24 protein-coding genes are annotated in these 23,939 nt (G+C 64.0%); 15 read left to right on the top strand and 9 right to left on the bottom strand.

The features are described from left to right. Positions 1-15 precede the first annotated feature (15 nt). The 11 genes from urtC (at position 16) to DY201_RS27720 (ending at position 9,172) form a co-directional block, all read left to right on the top strand. Positions 16-1,122: an urea ABC transporter permease subunit UrtC gene (urtC, locus tag DY201_RS27670; RefSeq protein ID WP_115734700.1), complete on the top strand. Its 1,107-nt coding sequence runs from the start codon at positions 16-18 to the stop codon at positions 1,120-1,122. A 3-nt stretch (positions 1,123-1,125) separates the two neighbouring features. Then, complete coding sequence (gene urtD, locus DY201_RS27675; RefSeq protein ID WP_115734549.1) at positions 1,126-1,920, top strand: urea ABC transporter ATP-binding protein UrtD; 795 nt, start codon at positions 1,126-1,128, stop codon at positions 1,918-1,920. Continuing rightward, positions 1,913-2,608, top strand: a complete 696-nt coding sequence (gene urtE, locus DY201_RS27680) for an urea ABC transporter ATP-binding subunit UrtE (RefSeq protein WP_115734550.1) — start codon at positions 1,913-1,915, stop codon at positions 2,606-2,608. The genes urtD and urtE overlap by 8 nt, the downstream gene beginning before the upstream one ends. Positions 2,609-2,660: 52 nt before the next feature. Beyond that, positions 2,661-3,113, top strand: a complete 453-nt coding sequence (gene ureE, locus DY201_RS27685; protein ID WP_115734551.1) for an urease accessory protein UreE — start codon at positions 2,661-2,663, stop codon at positions 3,111-3,113. Continuing rightward, on the top strand, positions 3,110-3,793 hold the full coding sequence (locus DY201_RS27690; RefSeq protein WP_115734552.1) for an urease accessory protein UreF: 684 nt from the start codon (positions 3,110-3,112) through the stop codon (positions 3,791-3,793). The genes ureE and DY201_RS27690 overlap by 4 nt, the downstream gene beginning before the upstream one ends. 12 nt (positions 3,794-3,805) lie before the next feature. Beyond that, positions 3,806-4,501 (top strand): urease subunit beta, encoded by a 696-nt coding sequence (locus DY201_RS27695; RefSeq protein WP_115734553.1) that lies wholly within the window; start codon positions 3,806-3,808, stop codon positions 4,499-4,501. Positions 4,502-4,515: 14 nt separating this feature from the next. Continuing rightward, positions 4,516-6,228 carry an urease subunit alpha gene (ureC, locus tag DY201_RS27700; protein WP_115734554.1) on the top strand — a complete coding sequence of 571 codons (1,713 nt, stop codon included), beginning with the start codon at positions 4,516-4,518 and terminating at the stop codon, positions 6,226-6,228. Between the two features lie 4 nt (positions 6,229-6,232). Beyond that, positions 6,233-6,880 carry an urease accessory protein UreG gene (gene ureG, locus DY201_RS27705; RefSeq protein WP_115734555.1) on the top strand — a complete coding sequence of 216 codons (648 nt, stop codon included), beginning with the start codon at positions 6,233-6,235 and terminating at the stop codon, positions 6,878-6,880. Positions 6,881-6,936: 56 nt separating this feature from the next. Next, on the top strand, positions 6,937-7,755 hold the full coding sequence (locus DY201_RS27710; RefSeq protein ID WP_165916116.1) for an urease accessory protein UreD: 819 nt from the start codon (positions 6,937-6,939) through the stop codon (positions 7,753-7,755). A 41-nt stretch (positions 7,756-7,796) separates the two neighbouring features. Beyond that, positions 7,797-8,399, top strand: a complete 603-nt coding sequence (locus tag DY201_RS27715; RefSeq protein WP_115734701.1) for a HupE/UreJ family protein — start codon at positions 7,797-7,799, stop codon at positions 8,397-8,399. 125 nt (positions 8,400-8,524) lie between these two features. Further along, on the top strand, positions 8,525-9,172 hold the full coding sequence (locus DY201_RS27720) for a helix-turn-helix domain-containing protein (protein ID WP_245432194.1): 648 nt from the start codon (positions 8,525-8,527) through the stop codon (positions 9,170-9,172). 30 nt (positions 9,173-9,202) lie between these two features. Here the strand turns inward: DY201_RS27720 and pta are convergent, their stop codons facing one another. The 8 genes from pta to tauA form a co-directional block, all read right to left on the bottom strand. After that, complete coding sequence (pta, locus tag DY201_RS27725; protein ID WP_115734558.1) at positions 9,203-10,201, bottom strand: phosphate acetyltransferase; 999 nt, start codon at positions 10,199-10,201, stop codon at positions 9,203-9,205. Further along, a complete protein-coding gene (locus tag DY201_RS27730) occupies positions 10,201-11,232 on the bottom strand; it encodes a YeiH family protein (RefSeq protein WP_115734559.1) in 1,032 nt (343 codons plus the stop codon). Before DY201_RS27730 ends, pta begins: the two co-directional genes overlap by 1 nt. A 74-nt stretch (positions 11,233-11,306) precedes the next feature. Then, entirely contained in the window at positions 11,307-13,082 is a 1,776-nt protein-coding gene (gene xsc, locus DY201_RS27735) for a sulfoacetaldehyde acetyltransferase (RefSeq protein ID WP_115734560.1), read from the bottom strand. Positions 13,083-13,127: 45 nt separating this feature from the next. After that, entirely contained in the window at positions 13,128-14,528 is a 1,401-nt protein-coding gene (locus tag DY201_RS27740; protein ID WP_115734561.1) for an NAD(P)/FAD-dependent oxidoreductase, read from the bottom strand. Positions 14,529-14,550: 22 nt separating this feature from the next. Next, on the bottom strand, positions 14,551-14,937 hold the full coding sequence (locus tag DY201_RS27745; RefSeq protein WP_115734562.1) for a nuclear transport factor 2 family protein: 387 nt from the start codon (positions 14,935-14,937) through the stop codon (positions 14,551-14,553). Between the two features lie 144 nt (positions 14,938-15,081). Further along, entirely contained in the window at positions 15,082-15,909 is an 828-nt protein-coding gene (locus DY201_RS27750; protein ID WP_115734563.1) for an ABC transporter permease subunit, read from the bottom strand. After that, complete coding sequence (locus tag DY201_RS27755) at positions 15,902-16,714, bottom strand: taurine ABC transporter ATP-binding protein (protein WP_115734564.1); 813 nt, start codon at positions 16,712-16,714, stop codon at positions 15,902-15,904. Before DY201_RS27755 ends, DY201_RS27750 begins: the two co-directional genes overlap by 8 nt. Positions 16,715-16,797: 83 nt before the next feature. Continuing rightward, entirely contained in the window at positions 16,798-17,817 is a 1,020-nt protein-coding gene (gene tauA, locus DY201_RS27760) for a taurine ABC transporter substrate-binding protein (protein ID WP_115734565.1), read from the bottom strand. Between the two features lie 155 nt (positions 17,818-17,972). Between tauA and pdxR the strand changes: the two genes are divergently transcribed. After that, complete coding sequence (gene pdxR, locus DY201_RS27765; RefSeq protein ID WP_115734566.1) at positions 17,973-19,457, top strand: MocR-like pyridoxine biosynthesis transcription factor PdxR; 1,485 nt, start codon at positions 17,973-17,975, stop codon at positions 19,455-19,457. Between the two features lies 1 nt (position 19,458). On the opposite strand, the gene DY201_RS27770 is transcribed toward pdxR, so the two are convergent. Further along, positions 19,459-19,770, bottom strand: a complete 312-nt coding sequence (locus tag DY201_RS27770) for a hypothetical protein (protein WP_245432195.1) — start codon at positions 19,768-19,770, stop codon at positions 19,459-19,461. Between the two features lie 168 nt (positions 19,771-19,938). On the opposite strand from DY201_RS27770, the gene DY201_RS27775 reads away from it, so the two are divergent. The 3 genes from DY201_RS27775 (at position 19,939) to DY201_RS27785 (ending at position 23,901) form a co-directional block, all read left to right on the top strand. Then, complete coding sequence (locus DY201_RS27775; RefSeq protein ID WP_115734567.1) at positions 19,939-21,099, top strand: mandelate racemase/muconate lactonizing enzyme family protein; 1,161 nt, start codon at positions 19,939-19,941, stop codon at positions 21,097-21,099. A gap of 36 nt (positions 21,100-21,135) precedes the next feature. Continuing rightward, positions 21,136-22,308, top strand: a complete 1,173-nt coding sequence (locus DY201_RS27780) for a M24 family metallopeptidase (protein ID WP_115734568.1) — start codon at positions 21,136-21,138, stop codon at positions 22,306-22,308. A gap of 153 nt (positions 22,309-22,461) precedes the next feature. Beyond that, entirely contained in the window at positions 22,462-23,901 is a 1,440-nt protein-coding gene (locus DY201_RS27785) for an amidohydrolase family protein (RefSeq protein WP_115734569.1), read from the top strand. Positions 23,902-23,939 lie beyond the last annotated feature (38 nt).

Consider the following 23,939-nt stretch of genomic DNA (forward strand, 5'->3'; position numbering starts at 1 on the left):
AACATGGACGAGCGCATGACTTACCGCACCGCTTCCATCATCGCCTACGTCGTCTTCTTTGCCGTTGTGCTTGCGCTTCCGCTGGTGCTCAACAGCTTCTGGACCAACCGCGTCGCGATCTATCTGGTCTATTCGATCTGCGCGATCGGCATAAGCATGTCGTGGGGCTATGCCGGCATACTCAGCCTCGGCCAGGGCCTGTTCTTCGGAATGGGCGCCTACATGCTAGCGATGTCGCTGACCCTCGCCGTGCCGGAAAACAATCCGGTGCCGCAGCTGATGCTGCTCAACATGGAACCCAATGCGGTTCGCGACCTGTGCTGTGTCACGACGGGCTCGTTCCTGTGGATACCGTTCCGTTCGGTGGCGGTCGGCATGATAGCGGGCATCGTCGTGCCCTGTATCCTGGCCGCCGGCATCGGCTACGTCATGTTCAAGCGGCGCACCACCGGCGTCTATGTCAGCATCATCACGCTGGCCTTCGCGCTGATCGGGCAATTGCTCATCATCAACAACCAGCCCCTGACCGGCGGCTTCAACGGGCTGGCCGACCTGGCCCTGCTGGAGATCGGCGGCTTCGAGTTCGACCCCTACGGACCGAGCGCCTACTACGCCGTTGCGCTGACGCTGATCGCGGTGATCCTGCTCGCCCGCTACATGCTGACGGGGCGCATCGGCCAGGTGCTCAAGGCCATTCGCGAGGACGAGGCACGTGCCCGCTATCTCGGCTACGACGTCGAGAACTACAAGCTCTTCATCTTCTGCGTCTCGGCCGGCGTCGCCGGCCTGGCGGGAATGCTCTTCACGCTCACCTCGGAATTCGCAACGCCGTCGCTGATGGCGACGTCGCTCAGCATCTCGATGGTGATCTGGGCGGCAACCGGCGGCCGTGCATCGCTGCTCGGGGCCTGCATCGGTGCGCTGATCGTCAACTTCGTCGGCTCGCTGGCCAGCGAAAGCGCGACTTTCCAGCCGGTGTGGCCTATCATCCTGGGGCTGCTTTTCGTCGTCGTCGTGCTGTTCATGCCGAATGGCATAGCCGGGATTTTCAAGGCGTTCATCGACCGTCCTGGCAAGGCTGAACGCTTCGCCAAATCCGAACTGTCGGCAAGGGAGGCATGAACGATGAATGCCGTTCATAGGTCACCTCAAGCAGCAACCGCATCGGCTGCCCCAATCCTGCGGACCCAGAACCTGACGGTACGGTTCGATGAGTTTCCCGCCGTGCGCGACGTCGACCTGTCGATCGCCGATGGCGAGCTCCGAGTGATCATCGGGGCCAATGGCGCCGGCAAGTCGACCCTGCTCGACCTTCTGTGCGGCAAGACGCTGCCATCCGAAGGCGAGATCTGGCTGCGCGACCGCAACATCACAGGCATCGGCGAGGCAGCCATCGCCCGCAGTGGCGTCGGCCGCAAGTTCCAGACGCCGACGGTGTTCAAGGACATGACGGTGCTGGAAAACCTGCAGGTGGCGAGCAACCGCCGGGTACGTGTCTTCGAAAACCTGTTCGAGCGCGTGAGGCGGGGACCGAGCGACAAGGAGGTCGCGGTTGCCGAGCGCACCGGGCTTCTCGGCTCGATGAAGCGCAAGGCCTCGGAACTGTCGCATGGCCAGCTGCAATGGCTCGAACTGGCGATGGTGCTGAGCCAGGAGCCCAAGATAATCCTGCTCGATGAACCCGCCGCCGGAATGACCGCGGCCGAAACCGACAAGACTGCGGAACTGCTTTTGGATCTCGCCGGCGGCCACACGGTTCTGGTGATCGAGCACGACATGGCCTTCGTCCGCCGCATCTGCCGCACCATCACCGTGATGCACCAGGGGGCGGTGCTCGCCGAGGGAACCGCCGACGAGATCGAACGCAACCCTGCAGTGATCGAGGCTTATCTTGGATCGGCGACACTCAGCCATGCTTAAGTTCAAAAACCTCAACGCGTTCTACGGAACCAGCCACATCATCCACGATCTCAACCTCGAAATCCGCGAGGGCGAGGTCTTCTGCATCATGGGTCGCAACGGCGTCGGCAAGACGACGCTGCTGCGCAGCCTGCTCGGCATCGACGTGCAGACCAAGGGCGCCATCGAGTTCGAAGGCACCGACATCAGCGGCGACCTGACCTACCAGCGGGCGAGGCGCGGCATCGGCTATGTGCCGCAAGGGCGCGAGATCGTGCCGGGGCTCAGTGTGCTCGACAACATCCTGCTCGGCTGCAACGCGCGCGCCGATGGCCAGACCTCGGTGCCGCCATTGGTCTGGACGCTGTTTCCGTTCCTGAAGGACCACCTCCACCGGCGCGGCACCAACCTCTCGGGCGGGCAGCAGCAACAGCTGGCGATTGCCCGCGCATTGGCAACCGACCCCAGTATCCTGGTTCTCGACGAGCCGACCGAGGGCATCCAGCCCAACATCGTCGAGCACATCGAAGAGGCGATCGTGTCGCTCAACCGGGACCATGGCCTGACCATCATCCTCGTCGAGCAGAAGATACGCTTCGCCCGAACCGCCGCACACCGCTTCGCCATACTCGAGAAGGGACAGATCGCGGCGGCCGGCGATACCGCAGAACTCAGTAATGAACTGATCCACAAGCATATGGGCCTGTAACCGCGCGAGCGGCCAAAAGACCCGAACGTAAAGCGCAGAAAGGAATGTCGAGATGCTTCGAGTTGAGAGCGTTGTCGGGAGCCGAAACGATCCCGGTCTGCATGAAGCGATTCATCATCTCGAGCATCACCATGCCGTGGAATTCGTGACGGTGGCCGTCGGCGATCTCGACCGTCGGCGGCTGATGGCGAAGACCGACAAGGGTGAGGAAGTGGCGATCACCTTACCGCGGGACCAGAAACTGCATGACGGCGCGGTGCTGGTGCTCGATGATCATCGCGCGGTGATCGTTCGCGCCGGCGAGCAGCGCTGGCTGAGGTTCAGCCCGCGCTCGGCCAGCGACGCACTGGAGCTCGGCTATCACGCCGGCAATCTGCACTGGCGTGTCCGCTTCGACGGCGAGGATCTGCTGGTCGCCCAGGACGGACCTGCGTCGGCCTATGCCGCGCGCATCGATCCGCTCATCTCGGGCGGTCGCGTCGCGATGAGCGAGGTGTCCGAATGAGCTTTTCGGCGGCAAATCTGCTCGTTGCCCTGCAGCATGCCGACGGGCAATTTCCTTCAGGTGGATTTGCCTTTTCCCAAGGGCTCGAGGCGTCGTCCTCGCTTGCCGGGAAACTGGGAGCTTTCGACTTCGCCGGTTTTGTCGACACCCAGATCCGACATCGCTGGGCCGATGCGGATCGTGTCGCGCTGGTCCGGTCTTTTCGATTTGCCGGAGATCTTGAGGCGCTGGCAGAGCTGGACCGTGAGGTCGAGGCGTCGACTTTCGTGGAGGGGCTGCGGTCGGGCTCGCGCCGCAACGGCACGGCTCTCCTGACCACCCATGGGCGCTTGGGAACCAAGGGAGCAGCAGCTTACCGCGCGATGGTTCGCAATGGTCGGGCCTCCGGCCACTTGGCAGTCGTCCAGGGTCTGGTGTGGCAGGCGATCGGCCTCGATGAGGCGACGGCCGTTGCGATCGGCGGCTATCAGATGGTCGCCTCGCTGGCGACGGCCGCTGTGCGGCTCGGCTCGATCGGCGCCATCGACGCGCAGGCGTCGATTGCCCGGGCGCTGCCTGAGATCGAAGCGGCAGCCAGCAGGCCCGTTGCCGACGATCAAGCGCTGCGTTCGTTCACGCCGCTCTGTGAGATCGCGGTCGCTATGCACGGCGCTTCGGGCCAGCGCCTGTTTTCGAATTGAGGAGTGCACACAATGCTGCTGACGCCGACCGAACTTGAACGACTGACCATCTATACGGCGGCCGAGCTGGCACGCAAACGCCGGGCCAAAGGTTTGCTGCTCAATTATCCCGAGGCCGTTGCCATCATTTCCGACGAGATACTCGAAGGCGCGAGAGAAGGTCGGTCGGTTGCCGAGATGATGTCGTTCGGCTCCGCCATCCTGACCCAGGCCGATGTCATGCCAGGCGTGGCCGCGATGCTGCCGATGCTGCAGATCGAGGCGACGTTCCGCGACGGCACCAAGCTGGTCACCGTGCATGAGCCGCTGCGCCCGGCCGCAGGTGCTGTTGCCGACGATGTCGAACCCGGGGCGATCATTACCGAGGAAGGCGAGATCGAGCTGAATGCCGGCCGCCGCAAGCTGACGCTCAAGGTCGTCAACACCGGTGACCGCCCGGTGCAGATCGGCAGCCACTACCACTTCTTCGAGGTCAACAAGGCGCTCGACTTCGACCGTGCGGCGGCCTTCGGCATGCGCCTCGACATCGCTGCCGGCACCGCCGTGCGCTTCGAGCCGGGACAGGAGAAGGATGTTCCGCTCACCACATTCGGTGGGCAGCAGCTGCTTTCGGGCCTCAACGGGCTGTCGAACGGCCAGGCCGACGATGCAGCGGTGAAGGCCGCTGCCCTTGCTAACGCCCGCGCCCGCGGCTTTCGCGGCGCCTGAGGGGAGGAACGATCATGGCAACCTTGTCACGCCGCGACTATGCGGCAATGTACGGCCCGACCACCGGTGACGGCTTCCGTCTCGGCGACACCTCGCTCGTCGCCGTCGTTGAAAAGGACTTCGCCGTCTATGGCGACGAGTGCCTGCATGGCGGCGGCAAGACACTGCGGGATGGTGCCGGCCTCGCCGCCGGCGTTACCAGCGCCGAGGGCGCGCTCGACTTCCTGTTGTGCAACGTGACGGTGATCGATGCCGTCGTCGGCATCGTCAAGGGTGATCTCGGCATTCGCGACGGCAAGATCGTCGGCATCGGCAAGGCCGGCAATCCGGCCACCATGGACGGCGTCGACCCGCGGCTCATCGTCTCGGCGGCGACCACGGTGCGGGACTGCGAAGGCCTTATCGCCACGGCCGGTGCGCTCGACGTCCATGTCCATTTCGACAGTGCCCAGCTCTGCGACCACGCGATCGCCTCCGGCATCACGACCATGCTCGGTGGCTCTCTCGGCCCAATCACCGTCGGGATCGACTGCGGTGGCCCGTTCAATGTCGGCAAGATGCTGCAGGCGGCCGAGCACTGGCCGATCAATTTCGGCTTCCTCGGTCGCGGCAACTCGCACCGGCCGGCATCGCTGATCGAGCAGATCGAGACCGGCTGCCTCGGCCTCAAGCTGCATGAGGACTGGGGTACCATGCCGGCCTCGATCGACACCTGCCTGACGGTGGCCGACGAGCTCGACTTCCCGGTCCAGATTCATACCGACACCTTGAACGAGTCCGGCTTCCTCGAGGATACGCTCGCCGCCATCAACGGCCGCACCATTCACATGTACCACACAGAAGGTGCCGGCGGCGGCCATGCGCCTGATATCATCAGCGTCGCCGGTGTGCCGTGGTGCCTGCCGTCCTCGACCAACCCGACCAATCCCTACACGATCAATACCTTCGACGAACATCTCGACATGACGATGGTGTGCCACCACCTCAACCCGGCCATACCAGAGGATGTCGCCTTCGCCGAAAGCCGCATCCGCGCCCAGACCATCGCCGCCGAGGACATCCTGCACGACATTGGCGCGATCTCGATGCTCGGCTCCGACAGCCAGGGCATGGGCCGCATCAACGAGGTGATCTGCCGCACCTGGCAACTCGCCGACAAGATGAAGAAGCAGCGCGGCCGCCTGTCCGAAGAGACCACGCGCTTCGGCGACAATGAACGCATCAAGCGCTACGTCGCCAAATACACCATCAATGCAGCGCGCACCTTCGGCATCGCGGAGCATGTCGGTTCGCTCGAAGACGGCAAGATGGCCGACATCGTGATCTGGCGGCCGGCCTTCTTCGGCATCAAACCGGAACTCGTCATCAAGGGTGGCTTCATCGCCTGGGGCGCCATGGGCGACAGCGCTGCCTCGCTGATGACCTGCGAGCCGCTGCTCCTGCGGCCGCAATGGGGCGCCTTCGGCCGCGCCAAGCAGGCACTGTCGGCCTGCTTCGTCAATCCGCTCGCCATCGACAGGGGCCTTGCCGCGACGCTCGACCTGAAAAAGGCCTTGCTGCCCTCGCGCGGCAATCGCGCCTTGTCGAAAAAGGACATGCTGCACAACGACGCCTGCCCCAATATCCGCGTCGATCCGCAGACCTTCGACGTTTTCGTCGATGGCGAACTGGCCACCTGCGAGCCGGCTTATGAACTGCCGCTGACCCAACGCTACATGCTGAGGTGACATCATGGACACCAGGACGTCTTTTCATTCGCCTGCACAGTCGCGTGTCGGAGCCGCCCGCATCGGCATTGGCGGTCCCGTCGGTTCAGGCAAGACCGCGCTTATCGAACGGCTGATCCCGGCTTTCGCGGCGCGCGGCGTGTCGCTTGCGATCGTCACCAACGACCTTGTCACCGCCGAGGATGCCGAGCGTATCCGGCGCTCCGGCCTGATCGACCCGGCGCGTGTGGCGGCGGTCGAGGCGGGCGCCTGCCCGCACACTGTCATCCGTGAGGACCCTACCCTCAACATCGCCGCCGCCGATGATCTGGAAGCCTTGTTTCCGGATGTCGAGCTGATCCTGATCGAGAGCGGCGGTGACAACCTCGCCTCGACCTTCTCGCTCGACCTCGTCGACTGGTGGATGTTCGTCATCGACGTTGCCGGCGGCGACGACATTCCGCGCAAGAACGGTCCCGGCGTCCTCAAATGCGACCTGCTGGTCGTCAACAAGACCGATCTCGCCCCTTACGTCGGTGTCGACCTTGCGGCGATGGCCGCGCAGTCCGCCACTGCGCGGGCGGGCCGGCCGATGGCGCTCACCAATTGCCGCAGCAATGATGGGATCGACGCGATTGCCGACCGCATCGTCTCGGACGTGTTGTTCAGATGACGAGCCATTGGCCCCAACCACCTATATCCCGGCTGTCGGCGCCACCGCGCCAGGCCGTGGCACGAAGTGGCCGCTTCGAGCTTGCGCTGGCACGCCACGGCGCGCGCACGCATATCGGACGCCAGTACGTCTCCTATCCTTTCCACATGACGCGGCCGTTTGCGCTCGATGCTGCCATCCCATCGCTGCTCACGGTCTACCAGCAGTCGTCTTCGGGCGGGCTCTATCGCGATGACAGGCTTTCGACCCGACTCGACATCGGGGCAGGTGCTGCCGGCCATGTCACTACACAGGCTGCCACTGTCGTTCACGACTGTCATGGCCAGCCGGCCCGTCAGATGACCGAGATCGTCCTGGAGGAGGGAGCTTTCCTGGCGTTGACGCCCGATCCGCTGGTGCTGTTTCCCGGCGCCGCCTGTGCCAGCGTCACCCAGGCCAGGCTTGCGTCGGGGGCGGTGCTGCTGTTGTCCGACGCCTTCGCTTTGCACGATCCCGAAGGACGGGGCCGTCCATTCGAGCGGCTGGAGGCGAAGGTCGACATTCGCGACGCCGACGGGCGGCTGCTCGTGCGCGACAATCTACACGTCGCAGGAGTGGATCTCGCAGGCCCGGCTTCGCCCATCGGCGGCTGGAAGGTCGTGACAAACTTCATGCTCCTGGGTGCGCCCGATCGGCTTCCCACGGTCGACGAGCTTGCCACACTCGGCCGGCCGGAGCGTCAGCTTGCCGGCATCACGACGCTCCCTAACGGAGCAGGCTGGGGCGTGCGGTGCCTGGCAGCGGATGCGATCGCCGCACGCGGCATTGCCGAAAGCCTGTTCGTGCTCGCCGTTGCAGCAGCCTTCGGCCAGCAACCCGTGCCGCGACGCAAATGACGGACCGATATCTTGCTATCTTCGATGAAAGGAACAAGACAATGAACTCCAGATTTTTCGCAAGGACAGCGGCACTGGCCGCCTTCGCACTGGCGCCCAGTTTCGCCAGCGCCCACACCGGCATCGGCCATGTCGAAGGCTTCACCCACGGCTTTGCCCATCCGCTCGGTGGGCTCGATCATGTGCTCGCCATGGTGATGGTTGGCCTGTTCGCCGCTCAGCTTGGCGGGCGGTCCCGCTGGCTCGTCCCGGCAAGCTTCGTGTCGGTGATGGTTCTAGGTGGCGCACTTGGCCTTGCTGGTGTTGCCGTGCCGTTCGTCGAACTCGGCATTGGTTTGTCGATTGTCGTTCTCGGAGGTGTTGTCGCCTTCAACTTGCGCGCCGGAGTAGCGGCCGCCATGGCGCTGGTCGGCTTCTTTGCCGTCTTCCACGGTTACGCCCATGGCGCCGAGATGCCAGAGAGCGCCAGCGGCCTGGCCTATGGCGCAGGCTTCGTGCTGGCGACAGCGATGTTGCACGCAGCCGGACTTGGCTTCGGTCTGGCTCTCGAGGGCAAGGCTGGCGCACGCGGGGCAGTTGTCGTTCGTTCGCTCGGCATGCTGGCAGCGGTCACCGGCATCGGAGTGGTGACCGGCCTCGTTTGACAGGGCGTTTTGCTGCCGGGGCAGCCTAGCGGCAAACAATGACCGACGGAGGTGCCAGGATGAATGCGACAGTTCCCCTACATCAGACCCGCCCCACGGGGTTACCTCCAAGGACCGGGCCTTGCATGAACAGGAAAACCACGCAGGTTTCGTTGCAACAGGACCCGCACGCCGTGCGTGTCCCCGGGGAGAACGAGCTGCAGGCGGCAATCGGCAGAGAGGTGCGGGCCTGCCGCAAACGTCACGGCATGACGGCAACCGAGCTTGCCGGTGCTGCAAACATCTCGGTCGGCATGATGTCGAAGATCGAAAACGGCGTCATTTCGGCGTCGCTGACCACGCTGCAAGCCTTGTCCCAGGCGCTTGGCGTGCCGATGACCGCGCTGCTCAGAAGCTTTGAGGACGAGCGCAGCGCGGTCTTCGTCCGGGCCGGAACCGGGCTCGAGGTCGAGCGGCGTGGCACCCGCGCCGGTCATCACTACAACCTGCTCGGCTACATCGGCTCCGCGTCAAGCGCGGTCTCAGTCGAGCCTTACCTCATCACCCTGACCAGCCACACCGACGTCTTCCCGCTGTTCCAGCATGCGGGCATGGAGTTTCTGTACCTGCTTGAAGGCGAGATCACTTATCGCCACGGCTCGACACTCTACCACATGGCCCCCGGCGACAGCCTGTTCTTTGAAGCCGACACCCCGCACGGCCCCGAACAGCTGACAAAGCTGCCGATAAGGTTCCTGTCGATCATCTCTTATCCGCAGGGTGGGGAAGACTGACTTGCAACATGGCCGGCTTGGAGCCTCACCTTACCGAGCCTGCGCCTGCACCACGGTTACTGCGATCATGTGAAACGCGTCCTCTGCGGTGCAGCCGCGGGAGAGGTCGTTTGCCGGCTTGGCCAGGCCTTGGAGGATCGGGCCTATAGCGTCGGCGCCGCCGATGCGCTGAGCGATCTTGTAGCCGATGTTGGCGGCGTCGAGATTCGGGAAGACGAAGACGTTGGCTTCGCCATGCAGCGCCGAGTTGGGCGCCTTGGAGGCGCTGACGGCTTCGACGAAAGCGGTATCGAACTGCAACTCGCCGTCGATGACGAGTTGGGGATCGGCGGCATGCGCGAGGCGGGTTGCCTCGACCACCTTCGAGACGCGCTCGTGGGCAGCACTGCCATTGGTCGAGAACGACAACATTGCGACCTTGGCCGGTGCGCCGGCGAGCACCTGGTAGGAGCGGGCGGACATGCGGGCGATGTCGGCGAGGCCGGCGGCATCGGGATCGACCACCAGGCCGCAGTCGGCAAAGACGAAAGCGCCCTTCTTGGCGTGATGGGGCTGGCACAGCATCATCAGGAAAAAGCTCGAGACCAGCCCGATGCCGGGGGCGCGGCCGATGGTTTGCAGGGCTGCCCGCACGGTGTCGGCAGTGGTGGCGACGGCGCCGCCAACCGTGCCGTCGGCTTCACCCTCGCGCACCATCATGGCGGCAAAGACGAGCGGCGAGCGCAGCGCCTCTGCCGCGGCAGCCTCATCGACGCCCTTGGCTTTGCGGAGTTCGAAGTAGGCACGGGCGAGGCGCGCTGCCAGTGGGGAGGAAGCGGGGTCCTCGATGTGGCAATCCAGCTGGCTTGCTCCTGACACCGCGAGGGCCTGCGTGATGACGCCGTGATTGCCGATCAGCGTGATCTCGGCGATGCCTTCACGCCTGGCCCGGATCGCGGCCTCGACGATGCGCGGATCTTCGCCCTCGGGGAGAACGATATGCTTGGGCGCCTGTCTTGCAGTTGCGAGAATGCGTTCCAGCGGTTTCATCAGGCGTGCCCCAGATAATAGATGCCAGCGAGGATGAAGAGGCCGATGAAGATGGTCTCGGCGACGATGAGGGCGACCGCGTCGCCGCCGACGTCGAGCACGCGGCGCAATGAGGTCTTCATGCCGACAGCGACGATGCCGGCGAGCAGTGCCCAGCGCGACGTCTCCATACCGACCTTCGAAACCGCCTCCGGGATGAAGCCGAAGGAGTTGATGGCGGCGAGAATGAGGAAGGCGATGACGAAGCCGGGCAGCAGCGGCGGGCGCTTGCCGCTCTCGCCGACGGAGCCGACATTGCGGGTGGCGAGTGAGAAGATCAGTACGACCGGTGCCAGCATGGTGACACGGATGAGCTTGACCAGCGTCGCCGTCTCACCCGCCTCAGGCGAAACCGAGAAACCGGCGCCGACGACCTGGGCGACGTCGTGGATGGTGCCGCCGAAGAAGATGCCGGTGGCGCGCGCGTCGAGGCCGATGGCCTGGGCGATCATCGGGTAAAAGATCATGGCGAGAGTCGACAGCACCGTCACCGACAGCACGGTGAAGATCAGGTTGCGCTCGGAGAACTCGTTCTTGGGTAGCACTGCGGCGATTGCCATGGCGGCTGAGGCGCCGCAGATGGCGACCGAGCCGGAGGTAATGAGGGCAAGGCGCCAGCCGCGGCCGAGAAGTTTGGCGGCGCCAAGGCCAAACAGGATTGTCGCGGCGATGGCGGCAACCAGAAGCAGGATGGTGCTGGCGCCGAGTCCGATGAGCAAATCGACGCTGATGCGCATGCCGAGCAGGGCGACACCGATGCGCAAAATTTTCTTGGCGCAGAAGTCGATGCCGGCGACGCAGCGTCCTTCCTCCGACAGGAAGTGGAAGGCGATGCCGAGCAGCAGCGCCATCAGCATAGCCGGCGCGCCATAATGATCGGAGAGGAACTGTGCCGCGATCGCCACCGCAGCGGTGACGGCAAGGCCGGGCCAGTAGACCTGCACCACCGAAGGCAGGCCATTGAAGCGTTGTGTCGCAGCGGCGGTGTTCATTCAATCATTCCCGGATCATGAAACTTTGGCGTCCCGCCCGCCCGGCGAACCGGGCAGGCGGTCTTGTTGCGCAGTCAGGCACGCTGTTGCGGGCGCATGTCGGCGCGATCGATGCCAGCCACCGGCACTGGCTTCTTCATCGCGTCGCGGCGGAAGGGCTCGCCCAGCTCCTGGTTGAGGATGACCTCGACGAAGGTGGTGATGCCCTTGGCCTGATCGTCGATGGCCTTGGCCAGCGCCTCGGTCAGCTTGGCCGTGGTATCGACGACGACGCCCTTGAGGCCACAGCCATCGGCCACCTTGGCGTAGCTGAGATTAGGGTTGAGTTCGGTGCCGACGAAGTTGTTGGAATACCACAGCGTCGTGTTGCGCTTCTCTGCACCCCACTGGTAGTTGCGGAAGATCACCATGGTGATCGCCGGCCAGCCTTCACGACCGATCGCGCCCATTTCGTTCATCGAGATGCCGAAGGCGCCATCTCCGGCGAAGCCGACCACCGGCACGTCGGGGCAGCCGATCTTGGCACCGACGATCGACGGGAAACCATAGCCGCAAGGGCCGAACATGCCCGGTGCGAGATATTTCCGGCCCTGTTCGAAGCTCGGATAGGCGTTGCCGATGGCGCAGTTGTTGCCGATGTCGGTGGAGATGATCGCTTCCTTAGGCAGGGCGGCCTGAATCGCACGCCAGGCTTGGCGTGGCGACATGCGGTCGGCCTCACGCAGGCGGGCGGTGGCGTTCCACTCGGTGCCGACGTCGTCCTCTTCGTGGTCCATCGATGACAGCTGCTGCAGCCAGGCCGAGCGGTTCTGGTGGATCGCCGCCTTGCGCTGCTCGCGGCCTTCGTTTCCGGCCGAGGGCGTCAATTGCTCGAGGATCTGGCGGGCGACCTGCTTGGCGTCGCCGCAGATGCCGACGGAGACCTTCTTGGTCAGACCGATGCGATCGGCATTGATATCGACCTGGATGATCGCGGCATTCTTTGGCCAGTAGTCGATGCCGTAACCGGGCAAGGTCGAGAACGGGTTGAGGCGGGTGCCGAGCGCCAGCACCACGTCTGCCTTGGCGATCAGCTCCATCGCTGCCTTCGAGCCGTTGTAGCCGAGCGGTCCTGCGGCGAGACGGTGGCTGCCGGGGAAGGCGTCATTGTGCTGGTAGCCGCAGCAGACCGGCGCGTCGAGACGCTCGGCCAACGCCATGGATTCGTTGATGGCGTTGCCGATGACGACGCCGGCTCCGTTCAGGATGACAGGGAACTTTGCTTCCGACAGCAGGCGCGCTGCTTCCGTGATCGCCTGCGGGCCACCGGCCGGGCGCTCGAAACGCACGATTGATGGCAGGTCGACGTCGATGACATGGGTCCAGAAGTCGCGCGGGATGTTGATCTGCGCCGGGGCGCAACCGCGCCAGGCCTTTTCGATGACACGGCTCAGCACTTCGGGAATGCGCGAGGGGTCACGAACTTCCTCCTGGTAGCAGACCATTTCCTCGAACATCGCCATCTGGTCGACTTCCTGGAAGCCGCCCTGGCCGATGGTCTTGTTGGCCGCCTGCGGCGTGACCATGAGCAGCGGCGTGTGGTTCCAGTAGGCGGTCTTCATCGCGGTGATGAAGCCCGTCACACCTGGGCCGTTCTGGCCGATGGCCATCGACATGGTGCCGGTGGCGCGACTGAAGCCGTCGGCCATCATGCCGGCATTGGTCTCATGCGCACAGTCCCAGAACTTGATGCCGGCCTTGGGGAACAGGTCCGACACCGGCATCATGGCCGAGCCGATGATGCCGAAGGCATGCTCGATGCCGTGCATCTGGAGAACTTTGACGAATGCTTCTTCGGTGGTCATTTTCATTTTCTGGGTTCCTTTCCAATTCGGGTCGAGGGCGGCCTGGGAGGGCTACAGGATTTCGTCCTTGAGGTAATACCAGCGGTACATTCCCCACTGGCCGAGCCGCCGGAACGGCGTCAGCAACCCGTGACTGGGCAGCGGAGAGGTGAAGATCGGCAGGTCGAGTTCGCCGCCCTTGCCGGCAACCATCTGAGCCATGCGGCGGCCGGCCTGGGCCGAGTACATGACGCCGTTGCCGCCATAGCCCATGGCGTAGAACAGCTGCTGCTTGGGATCGGGCCGGAAGATGCGCGGCATCATGTCGTGGCTGACGTCGACCCAGCCCCACCAGGAGTAGTCTACCTCGATGCCGCGCAGGATCGGGAACTTGCGGTAGAGCCCTTCGAGCAGACGGTCGAGATGACTTGCATTGACTGCGTCCTGTCCGGTGATGGCGCTGCGGCTGCCGATCTGCACACGCCCGTCGGGCAGCATCCGGTAATAATGGCGTAGCGTGCGCGTGTCGGTGAGCGGGATGCGGGTCTGGAAGTTCAGCGTCTCGCGCTCGCTGTCGGTCAGCGGCCGCGTCACGATCGAGTTGGACAGGATCGGCATCAGCCGGTGGCGCGTCAGCTCGTGCAGGCCGGGCGACGTGTAGCCGGCGGTGGCGATACAGACTGCGCGCGCCCTGACGATGCCGCCCGGCGTGCGCAGGTGATGTACGCCGCCCTTGATTTCGCTGCCGAGGACCGGGCTTGAGGTGTGCACTTTCGCACCCAGCTTGCGGGCCAGCCTGAGATAGCCGAAGGCGAGCTTGGCGGCATGGATGCCCATGCCGTCGGGCTCGTACATCGCGCCCTTGGCTTCGGCGTCGCGAACGAAATCGCTTTGCACCTCATCGCGGCCGATCATGCGGGCGCGATAGCCGAAGACGTCGTTGAGCAGGCGCGTTTCCTTTTCCAGCGCCGGCAGCACCTTGTCGCGATGGGCGATGTAGAGGTGGCCGCCATCCTGTGGCTCGCAGTCGATCTCGGGCTGACGGATCAGGTCACGAAACAGATCGAAGGCTTCGGATACCTCGACATGCATTTTCTTGGCGACGTCGACGCCCCAGCGCTCGATCCACTGCGAACGCTTGAGCCGGCCGGCCGAAATCTGCGCCTGGCCGCCATTGCGGGTGCTGCAGCCCCAGGCGACGCCATTTGCTTCCAGCACCGTCGCCTTGATGCCGTGCTCCTTGGCCAGATGAATGGCACAGGATAGGCCGGTATAGCCCGAGCCGATGATGGCGACATCGACGTCGATGTCCTGCGTGACGGGGCCATCGTCTTCCGGCTGCGGGCCGGCGGTGGCGATCCAGTAGGTCGGCGCATAGTCCTTGCCGGCGCCCGGGTGTGGCGCATGGACCGGGTCATAGCCCGGATCGAACGGCAGACGTTGTGCCGCGGACCTCAAGAGTTGATGTTCCATTCCGTGGTCCTCCCGAGACCGCTCAGGCACCAGCCGCGATCAGCGGCCGGTTCTTGCGGAAGGCCTGCTTGCGGACGATCTTGCCGTCATCGAGCGTGAACAGATCGCAGCCCTCCGCTTCGATGCGGCTGCCGTCGGCGTTGGTGCCGGTGAACGTCCATTCCGAGACGGCGCGATCGCCATGGACGAAGTGGCCATGATGGGCCCAGTGCGCGTCTGGCATCGCCTTCCAGACAGCGCTGAAGGCCGCAGCGATTGCCTCGGTACCTTCGAAGCGGGTGCCGTAGGCCTCTGGGCCGGCAACGCCGTTGAAGACACAGTTGCCGGCGAAGAAATGCATGACGCCGTCGATGTCGTGGCGGTTGAAGGCATCGAAGAGGCGAGCCAGGCCGTCGGCGGTGAGAGACATGTCGTGGTCCTCGTATCTGTACGGCGGAGCCTTTGGGCATGGCTTCGCCGTGGCCGGACAAGCCGGCGGATTGGTCTGTCTGTTGGTACGGTCAGGTTTGACGTCAGCCGGGTGGCGACGTTGCCGGGTGTGTGACCTTTGGCATCAGATCTTGCCCTTCCAGGGGATCATCGCCTTTTCCAGGTAGCGCAGCATGAGGTCGAAGGCGAAGGCGAAGATGCCGATGACGATGATGCCCATGATGACCGTATCGCTGGCGAGGTACTCGGCGGCGTTCAGCACCATGAAACCGAGACCGCGGTGGGCGGCGACCATTTCGGCGGCGACCAGCGTGGTCCAGCCGACGCCGATGCCGATGCGCATGCCGGTGAAGATCTCGGGCAGGGCGGCCTTCAGGATCACCTGGGAGATGACCTGGGCGCGGGTGGCACCCATGGCATAGGCGGCATGGATCTGTTCGGTCGACACCGAGCGGACGCCGGCACGGGCGGCGATTGCCATCGGCGCGAAGATGGCGAGATAGATCAGGAACACCTTCGGGAATTCACCGATGCCGAGCCAGATGATGATCAGCGGCAGGTAGGCGAGCGGCGGCAGTGGCCGGTAGAACTCGATGATCGGGTCGAACAGGCCGCGCACCGTGCGGTTGACCCCCATCAGGATGCCTATTGGAACTGCTGTGACCAGCGCCAGGAAGAAGGCGCCGAGCACACGGCCAAGGCTGGCCAGGGTGTGCTGGATGAGCGTCGAGTTGGAAACGCCATCGGTCATGGCGACGACGAACTTGTCCCAGACGGCGAGCGGCGAGGGCAGGAACAGCGGCTTGACCCAGCCCATCTCGGTGATCAGCAGCCAGAGGCCGAACAGCACCAGCGCGGTGATCAGGCTGATATGGCCGCTCATGCCGTCGCCGGGCGCGCCGTAGATCTTGCCCGGGCGAACGGACTTGGCTCGTGAGAGGCGCTCAAGCATGGAGGAGTTCCGGATTGCCGGACTGGCGCTCGTCGCCGTAGATGATGCCGAGGATCTGCTCGCGCATGTCGATGAAATCGCGGCTGGATTTGATTGCACGTGCGTTGCCCTCCTCGAGGAAGCGCCGATTGAAATCGAGCTCATAGGTGTGGGTGATGCGGCCCGGACGCGGCGACATGACGATCAGTCGGGAGCCGAGGAAAAGCGCTTCTTCGACGCTGTGAGTGATGAAGAAGAACATCTTGTTGGTCAGCTGCCAGACCTTGAGCAGCAGTTCCTGGATGGTCTCGCGGGTGAGCGCGTCGAGCGCCGCCATCGGCTCGTCCATCAGAAGCATCGCCGGGTCGCAGGTCAGCGCACGGGCGATGCCGACGCGCTGCTGCATGCCGCCGGACAGGTGGTAGATCATGTGGCGGTGAAAATCCTGCAGGCCGACAAGGGCGAGGTTCTTTGTCGCCAGCTCGCGCCGGGTCGCCTTGTCTATGCCGCGCAGCTTGAGCCCGAATTCGGTGTTGTCGATGACATTCAGCCAGGGCAGCAGCGCGTGCTTCTGGAAGACGACGCCACGGTCGGCGCCTGGGCCGACGACCTGCCGTCCGCCTAGTGTGATATCGCCGTCGGTTGGTGTCATGAAGCCGGCCATCAGGTTGAGCAGGGTAGTCTTGCCGCAGCCTGAGGCACCGAGGGCGACGACGAAATCGCCGCTCTTGACCTCGAGGTTCACGCCCTTGAGCGCGATCACCGCCTGGTCGGAGTAGAGGCCTGGATAGGTCAGGCTTACATTGCTGACGTTGAGGGTTTCCATCGCGTCGAGCCTTTCGAAGAAAATGCAATCGAGTGGTGGAGAAAATGCCGCCGACCGGCATCCGGCCGGCGGCACGTCCAATGCTACTTGGATGCGTCCTTGGCGTAGCTACTGTTGACGAAGGGGGCGTAGTCGTCGAGCGCCTTGTCGATCTGCTTCTGGGCGACGAGGAACTTGGCGCTTTCGTTCAGCGCCTTGACGGCGCCGCCGCCAAGCCATGTTTCGGATGCCTGTTCGTCGGCATTGGGGAACGACAGCAGGTTGAGCGCTTCGACAGCACCTGCGCCGTCGCCGCCGATCAGCTTGACGATGCCCTGCACCTGAGGCGAGTCCGCCGTCCAGCTTGCCTTGTTCTTGTTGTAGTCGGCGTAGGATTCAGCCAGCACCTTGGTGAAGGCGGCCATGAACTTCGGGTTCTCGGCGGCCCACTTCTTGTCGGCGACAAGGCCGTCGAAGGTCGGTACGCTGGCAGCACCGATTGTCTCCGAATCGGCGATGGTCTTGCCGTTCTTGAGCAATTCGGTCAGTGCCGGCGGCCAGACATAGGCGGCGTCGATGTCGCCACGCTGCCAGGCGGCGATGATCTGCGGCGGCTTCATGTTGAGGATGTTGACCTCGCGCGGATCGATCTTCCACACCTGCTCGAGACCGACAAGAAGATGGAAGTGCGAGGTTGACACGAACGGTACGCCGACATTCTTGCCCTTCAGATCCTCGGGCTTTTCGATGCCCGAGCCGTTGCGGACGGCGAGCGCTTCCGACTTGCCGATATTGTCGAGGATCCAGAAAAGTTCGAGATTGACGCCGCGCGTGGCGGCGGCGGTGGTGCCGGTCGAGCCGATCACGCCGATCGGCACGCTGCCGGAAGCGAGAGCCGTCGAGATGTCGCCGCCCGAGCTGAACTGGCGCCAGTCGACGGTGTAGCCCGCTTCCTTGGCGGCGGCGTCGAAACGTCCGTCGGCGATGGCCGTGACGAACGGCCCGACGATCTGCTGATAGCCGACAACGACAGTCGTTTCGGCATAGGCGAGGCAGGAGGTGAACACGCCGGCCGCTACGGTTGCGGCGCCGGCCAAATGCTTGAAATGCTTAAAGTGTATCATCGTTACCCTCTTGTTTTGTTAGCCACCGGTTATTCCGGGAACTTGCCGGCTTTGATGCCGGTCTTGGTTCTGGACATAGGGTTAAATGGAACCTTTGAATTGCCTTATATCCAGATTGGAAGTTGAATGACTCCAGATTGAACCCGCGTGGGACCATGGCACAGGCGACAGTTTCGGAGACGATTTTCTTTCTCGACCGGGCGAGCCGCATCGGCCTGCAGGCGCAGATCCGCGAAACTGTGGTCTCGGCGGTGCTGTCTGGCCGGCTGCAGCCTGGCGCTCAGCTGCCCTCGACCCGCAAGCTCGCGGAATATCTGAACATTTCGCGCATCACGGTGACGCTTGCCTATCAGGAGCTGGCGTCGCAGGGTTATGTCGAAACCGCCAGCAGAAGCGCCTATCGTGTTGCCGGCAATCCGCCGACAACCGTGCTCGAAGCTGCAGTGTCCGGCGGCGGCGCTGACGAAATCGACTGGTCAACGAAACTGCGGTCGAGTTTCATCGTTGCCAAGCAGATGCGCAAGCCGCTCGACTGGCGCCGCTATCCTTATCCTTTCCTCTACGGCCAGATGGACCCGTCGCTGTTCGATCTCGGCGCCTGGCGCGACTGTGCCCGGCGTGCGCTGGCGCGCGAGGATTTTGAACTGATGGCCGGCGACTTTGCCGCTGCCGATGACGTGCAGCTGGTCAATTACATTTGCTCCCGGACGCTGCCCAGCCGCGGTATCCGCGCCACGCCCGATGAGATTCTCGTCACGGTGGGGGCGCAGAACGCACTGTGGATCGTCACCCAGCTCCTGCTGCGGCAGGGCGCGCACGCCGTGTGCGAAAACCCCTGCCACCCCGACATGAGCGCATCGCTCAAGCTGAGCGGGGCCGATGTCACTGCCATCGACGTCGACAAGGAGGGCCTGCCACCCGAGGTCCTGCCTGAGAAGGTCGACGCGGTGTTCGTCACGCCGAGCCACCACTCGCCGACGGGTGCCACCATGCCCGTCGAACGCCGCGCAGCACTCCTGGCCGCCGCAGCCTCCGAGGACTTCATCATCGTCGAGGACGATTACGAGTTCGAGATGAGCTTTCTCGCGCCGCCGTCTCCGGCGCTGAAGTCCTTCGATCGCAGCGGCCGCGTGTTTTACATCGGCAGCTTTTCCAAATCGCTTTTTCCGGGCCTGCGGCTTGGCTATCTCGTAGCGCCGGCACCGGTCATCCGCGAGGCGCGAGCGTTGCGTGCCCTGATGCTGCGTCACCCGCCCGGCCATCTCCAGCGCACGGCCGCCTACTTCCTCGCGCTCGGCCACCACGATGCGGTGCTGCACCGCATGCGTGGCGAGTACCACAAGCGGCACATCGTCATGGCCGAAGCGCTGAAGCGCGAAGGCTTCACCATCGCCGGATCGTCAGCCTTTGGCGGCACGTCGTTCTGGGTCGAGGGGCCTGATGGGCTGGATGCCGACCTGCTGATGAACGAACTCAAGCAGGACGGCGTGCTGATCGAATCCGGCTCGCCGTTCTTTCCCGATGCGGACGGGCCGTGCCGTTTCTTCCGCATGGGGTATTCGTCGATCCCGCGCGACAATATCGCCGAGGGCGTTGTCCGTGTGCGGGCAAGGATGAATAAGCTGCTGGCACAGGCTTAGATCAGGAACCTGTCGCTCTTTCATCCACTTCGTAGACGTGGCGCTCAAAGCGCTCGAGCAGCGTGTGCATCTGCTTGCGAGCGGCTTCGAAGTCGGGCGATGCTGCGCGTGCAGCCCGGTCGGCGTCATAAGCTTCCCTGGAGGCGAAGCCGCATTCCCAGCGTATGTCAGGTCCGTTTCCTTCCGTCCGCACAAGGATGCGCCCGGGGTCCAGGCCGAGCTGGCGCCTGATCTCTGTCGCCTTGCGGCGTTGCTTCAGAACCTCATCCGCCTGATCCTCTCTGGCGAAATAATTGGTCGCTTCGACAATCATCTTTTCCTCCGCTGCCTTCCTACCACGCATCACCGCCGTTTCGGTCGGGGTGAAAAATCGATCCTGGGATCGCTTGACATCCAAAAATATGATCATAAAGTGTGATCACACTAGATGATCGCATCGTACAGAGATGCCTCTGCGGTGACAAGGAAAAGGTAGAGACCGGTGCCAACGATCAAGTCCATCGAAACGCTCATTGTTCAACTGCCGACGCGGCGCGAGCACAAATGGGCCGGCCTGACCGAGGTCATCGGCCGCTATGTCATGGTCAAGATGACCGACAGCGACGGCCGGGTGGGCTGGGGCGAGGCCCCGGCGCTGAAGGACTGGGGCGGTGAGTTCGGCCGCTACTTCGGCGAGTCCGCCATGATCACCCGCAGCGTCATCGAAACCTACCTGGCGCCTGCCGTCATCGGCCTCGAACTCGGCAATTTCGCCGAGCTCCATGCCCGCATGGACGCCATCATCCGCGGCTATCCCTATTCCAAGGCGGCAGTCGAGTTCGCGGCCTATGACCTCGCAGGCCGCTGGCTGAACGTTCCCGTTCATACGCTGCTCGGCGGCAAGGCGCGTGACAAGGTCGCCATCACCCATTCGATCGGCCTGATCTCGATCGAGGAGGCAAAGGTCGAGGCAGCCAAGCTTGCTGCCGAAGGCATCAAGACGATCAAGGTCAAGATCGGCGTCGACCCGGCGCGCGACGTCAAGATGGTTGCGGCAGTCCGAGAGGCTGCAGGCGAGGCGATGGAAATCTGCGTCGACGCCAATGAAGGCTACAAGACGCCTGGAGAGGCGGTGCAGACCGTTCGCCAGATGGAAAAGTACCGGCTGAAATATGTCGAGCAGCCGGTGATGGGTATCGAGCGCATCGCCGAAGTCGGCCGCCGCATCGACGCGCCCGTCATGGCTGACGAGTCGGCATGGAATGCCCATGACGCTATCCAGATCATCCAGAATGGCGGCATCCAGATCATCTCGATCTACACCACCAAGGCCGGTGGCCTGTACAAGGCGATGGAAGTCGGCGCGGTCTGCCGCGCCGCCGGCATCATCTGCAACGTCAATGGCTCGATCGAGACAGGCATCGGCAACCTCGCCAACGTCCAGGTGGCGGCTGCATCGCCGGCAGCGACGTTGTCCTGCGTCATCCCGATCTCGACACCGGCCGAGGCGCAACACGGCCAGGTTGGCGGCATCTATTACAAGGACGACCTTTTGGTCGAACCGATGCAGGTCGTAGACGGCGCGGTCGTCGTGCCGTCCGGGCCCGGCATGGGCATCGATGTCGACCTCGCCAAGGTCGAAAAATACCGCGTGCGCGACTGAGCGCCGGTCAAGAAACTCAAGGAGAGGAACGAAATCATGCGGGCAGAAATCGTAGCCAAGCAGGTGAGGGCAATGGCCGAGCATGGGCTCGACGCCATCATCTGCTCGTCGCCCGAGAACTTTGCCTATACCACAGGCTTCGTCGTGCCGTCTCAGCCGCTGATCCGTCACCGCCATGCGATGACCATCGTCACAGCTGACGGCCGCACCGCGATCTTCGGCGTCGACATGGAAGCATCGACGATCAAGCGCCGCTTGCCCGACATGCCGGCCCGTATCTGGGCCGAATTCTCCGACGATCCGATGCTGGTGCTGGCCGATCAGCTCGCCGGCCTCGGCCTTGCCAAGTCGCGTATCGGCCTCGAGATGGACTATCTGCCGGCAGGCGATTTCGCCCGTCTGATCGCGGCGATGCCAGGCGCGCGCTTCGAGCATGCCGAACCGATCCTGGCGCGGCTGCGCCAGATCAAGACGGCCGAAGAGATCGCACTGCTCAGCAAGCTGTCGCGCATCGCCGACCAGGCGATCACCGACACGCTGGCCGTGGTCGATGCCGGCGACTCCGAGATGGACATTGCCGGGCACTTGACCCGCAACGTCTATTCGCTCGGCGCCGAACACTTCAAGCTTCTGATCGTCGCCACCGGCGAGCGCTCGGTACTGCCCAATGTCGGCCCGTCCGATCGCGTCCTCAAGCGCGGCGATGTCTGCCGCGTCGAGATCTTCTCGGTCATCAATGGCTACCAGGCCGGCGTCTGCCGCACCGCCATTGTCGGCGAAGCGCCGCCCATGGCCGACAAGATCTGGGCTCACCTGGTCGAGTGCAAGTATGAGATCATGGAGAAGGTGAAGCCGGGTGCGAGCTGCCGCGAGATCTACGACGCCTTCATCGCCAAGCTCGCCAAGCTCAACCTGCCGCCGATCTCGTTCGTTGGCCACGGCATTGGCCTGCACCTGCACGAAGACCCCTATCTCGGCCTGACGCCGGTGCTTGGCAAGCCGGGCAGCGATGCGCCGCTGGAAGAGAACATGGTGCTTGGCTTCGAGCCGCTCTGCTACGACACCGGCTATGGCTACGGCATGCAGAACAAGGACATGCTTTTGGTGACGTCGAAGGGCTCGGAGCTGTTGTCCGATTACGCCGACACCGACAAGCTGATCCTCTGCGGCACCGCCAGGCAAGGCGGCAAGGTCAAGGCGGTGGCCTAAGCGCTACTGCTTGCGAAATGGCGGCCGGGGTGATTGTTGGCCCGGCCGTCGCGTTCCGCTCGGAAGAGTGTGCGAATGCTCGGATATCGCCCGCCGTCACGGACCGGCGACGCGATCTGGAGGGTCCGTGGGTAAAGCATTGGGTGGAGCTGCATGCGTACGCTGATCGAAAATCTGAACTTCGCTTTCACAGTCGACAAGAACGACACGGTGCTGCGCAATGCGAGCGTGGTGGTCGAGAACGACCGCATCGCCGACATCGGAACGGCCGGCGAGGTGGCATCGCGCCACAAGGGCACGAGCTTCGACAAGGTCATCGACGGCACCATGCTGGGCATCTGCCCTGGCTTCGTCGACAGTCACGTGCATCTGTCCGAGACCCTTTCCCGCGCGGTCTTCCCTGACAATCTCAACACCCGCGCCTGGGTGTTCCACTGGGCCAAGCCCTTCTACGCCCACATAACGGAGGAAGACGAATACTGGGGCGCGCTGCTCGGCATCACCGAGATGCTGCGCTGCGGCACCACCTGCTTCCTCGACATGGGCTCGCAATACGATCCCGGCATCGTCATCCGCGCCATGGACAAGACCGGCATCCGCGGCATCACCGGCCGCCACGCCGCCGACAATCGCCCGTCGGAGTTGCCGCGCGGCTGGACCGAGGAGATGGCCGAGCATCATTTCTTCCCCGATGCGCAAACGGCGCTGAAGGTGCTCGAGGAAAACGTGCTGCGCTACAACAACACGCTCGACGGTCGTGCCCGTTGCTGGGTCAACATCGAGGGCAAGGAGCCCTGCAGTCTCGAACTGCATGTCGGTGCCGTGGCGCTGGCCGAGAAGCTGGGCGTCGGCACGACCTACCACCTGGCGACCTCCATCGAGGAGGCCAAGGTCTGCGAAAGCAAATATGGCTGCTGGCCGATCACCCGCGTCGACAATGCCGGCGGCATCCGCAAGAACCTGGTCATCGCCCACGGCGCGGCCGTGTCGGACGAGGAGGTCAAGCTTCTGGCCGAACGCGGCGCCAGCGTCGCCTTCTGCCCGTGCTCGTCATTCAAGCTCGGCAAGGGCGCGACGTCGATCGGCAAATACCCCGAGATGGTCAGGGCCGGCGTCAAGGTCGGCCTCGGCACCGACGGTGTCTCGGCCGCCGGCAACATGAACCTGATGCGGCAGATGCTTGTCGTTGCCGGCATGTTCAAGGACGCGCGGCTGAAGCCCGACATCTTCACTGCCCGCGATGCGCTGCGTGCCGCCACCATCGAGGGCGCGCGCGCCCTGATGTGGGACGACGAGATCGGCTCGCTGGAGATCGGCAAGAAGGCCGACTTCATCCTGTTCGATCTCGACCATGTCGAGTGGACGCCGTTCTACGATCCGCTGCAGGCGCTGGTGTTCTCGGCCTCGACGGCCTCGATCACCCAGACCTGGGTCGACGGCAAGGCGGTCTATGTCGACGGCAAGGTGCAGGGTGTCGACGAGGCGGGCATACGCCGCAAGGCGCGCGAACTGGCAGCCGCCGCCGTGGTGCGCGCTGGCCTGCACGAGGAAGACGTCGAGACGACCACGACGCTGTACGACGAAGGCAACTGAGGGCTGGACCCTGCCGCGTCTCGCGTTGCGGAAGGGTG

Origin of the sequence: Aminobacter aminovorans (assembly GCF_900445235.1) — a bacterium.
GTDB classification, from domain to species: domain Bacteria; phylum Pseudomonadota; class Alphaproteobacteria; order Rhizobiales; family Rhizobiaceae; genus Aminobacter; species Aminobacter aminovorans.

Excerpts from the sequence above, each read along its gene's own strand:
- ureG (WP_115734555.1), top strand. The coding sequence starts at position 6,233 with ATGGACACCAGGACGTCTTTTCATTCGCCTGCACAGTCGCGTGTCGGA.
- DY201_RS27695 (WP_115734553.1), top strand. The coding sequence starts at position 3,806 with ATGCTGCTGACGCCGACCGAACTTGAACGACTGACCATCTATACGGCG.
- pta (WP_115734558.1), bottom strand. The coding sequence starts at position 10,201 with ATGAAACCGCTGGAACGCATTCTCGCAACTGCAAGACAGGCGCCCAAG.
- DY201_RS27750 (WP_115734563.1), bottom strand. The coding sequence starts at position 15,909 with ATGCTTGAGCGCCTCTCACGAGCCAAGTCCGTTCGCCCGGGCAAGATC.
- ureC (WP_115734554.1), top strand. The coding sequence starts at position 4,516 with ATGGCAACCTTGTCACGCCGCGACTATGCGGCAATGTACGGCCCGACC.
- DY201_RS27730 (WP_115734559.1), bottom strand. The coding sequence starts at position 11,232 with ATGAACACCGCCGCTGCGACACAACGCTTCAATGGCCTGCCTTCGGTG.
- xsc (WP_115734560.1), bottom strand. The coding sequence starts at position 13,082 with ATGAAAATGACCACCGAAGAAGCATTCGTCAAAGTTCTCCAGATGCAC.
- ureE (WP_115734551.1), top strand. The coding sequence starts at position 2,661 with ATGCTTCGAGTTGAGAGCGTTGTCGGGAGCCGAAACGATCCCGGTCTG.
- pdxR (WP_115734566.1), top strand. The coding sequence starts at position 17,973 with ATGGCACAGGCGACAGTTTCGGAGACGATTTTCTTTCTCGACCGGGCG.
- DY201_RS27780 (WP_115734568.1), top strand. The coding sequence starts at position 21,136 with ATGCGGGCAGAAATCGTAGCCAAGCAGGTGAGGGCAATGGCCGAGCAT.
- urtD (WP_115734549.1), top strand. The coding sequence starts at position 1,126 with ATGAATGCCGTTCATAGGTCACCTCAAGCAGCAACCGCATCGGCTGCC.
- urtE (WP_115734550.1), top strand. The coding sequence starts at position 1,913 with ATGCTTAAGTTCAAAAACCTCAACGCGTTCTACGGAACCAGCCACATC.
- DY201_RS27690 (WP_115734552.1), top strand. The coding sequence starts at position 3,110 with ATGAGCTTTTCGGCGGCAAATCTGCTCGTTGCCCTGCAGCATGCCGAC.
- tauA (WP_115734565.1), bottom strand. The coding sequence starts at position 17,817 with ATGATACACTTTAAGCATTTCAAGCATTTGGCCGGCGCCGCAACCGTA.
- DY201_RS27745 (WP_115734562.1), bottom strand. The coding sequence starts at position 14,937 with ATGTCTCTCACCGCCGACGGCCTGGCTCGCCTCTTCGATGCCTTCAAC.
- DY201_RS27785 (WP_115734569.1), top strand. The coding sequence starts at position 22,462 with ATGCGTACGCTGATCGAAAATCTGAACTTCGCTTTCACAGTCGACAAG.
- DY201_RS27740 (WP_115734561.1), bottom strand. The coding sequence starts at position 14,528 with ATGGAACATCAACTCTTGAGGTCCGCGGCACAACGTCTGCCGTTCGAT.
- DY201_RS27720 (WP_245432194.1), top strand. The coding sequence starts at position 8,525 with ATGAACAGGAAAACCACGCAGGTTTCGTTGCAACAGGACCCGCACGCC.
- DY201_RS27770 (WP_245432195.1), bottom strand. The coding sequence starts at position 19,770 with ATGATTGTCGAAGCGACCAATTATTTCGCCAGAGAGGATCAGGCGGAT.
- urtC (WP_115734700.1), top strand. The coding sequence starts at position 16 with ATGACTTACCGCACCGCTTCCATCATCGCCTACGTCGTCTTCTTTGCC.
- DY201_RS27755 (WP_115734564.1), bottom strand. The coding sequence starts at position 16,714 with ATGGAAACCCTCAACGTCAGCAATGTAAGCCTGACCTATCCAGGCCTC.
- DY201_RS27715 (WP_115734701.1), top strand. The coding sequence starts at position 7,797 with ATGAACTCCAGATTTTTCGCAAGGACAGCGGCACTGGCCGCCTTCGCA.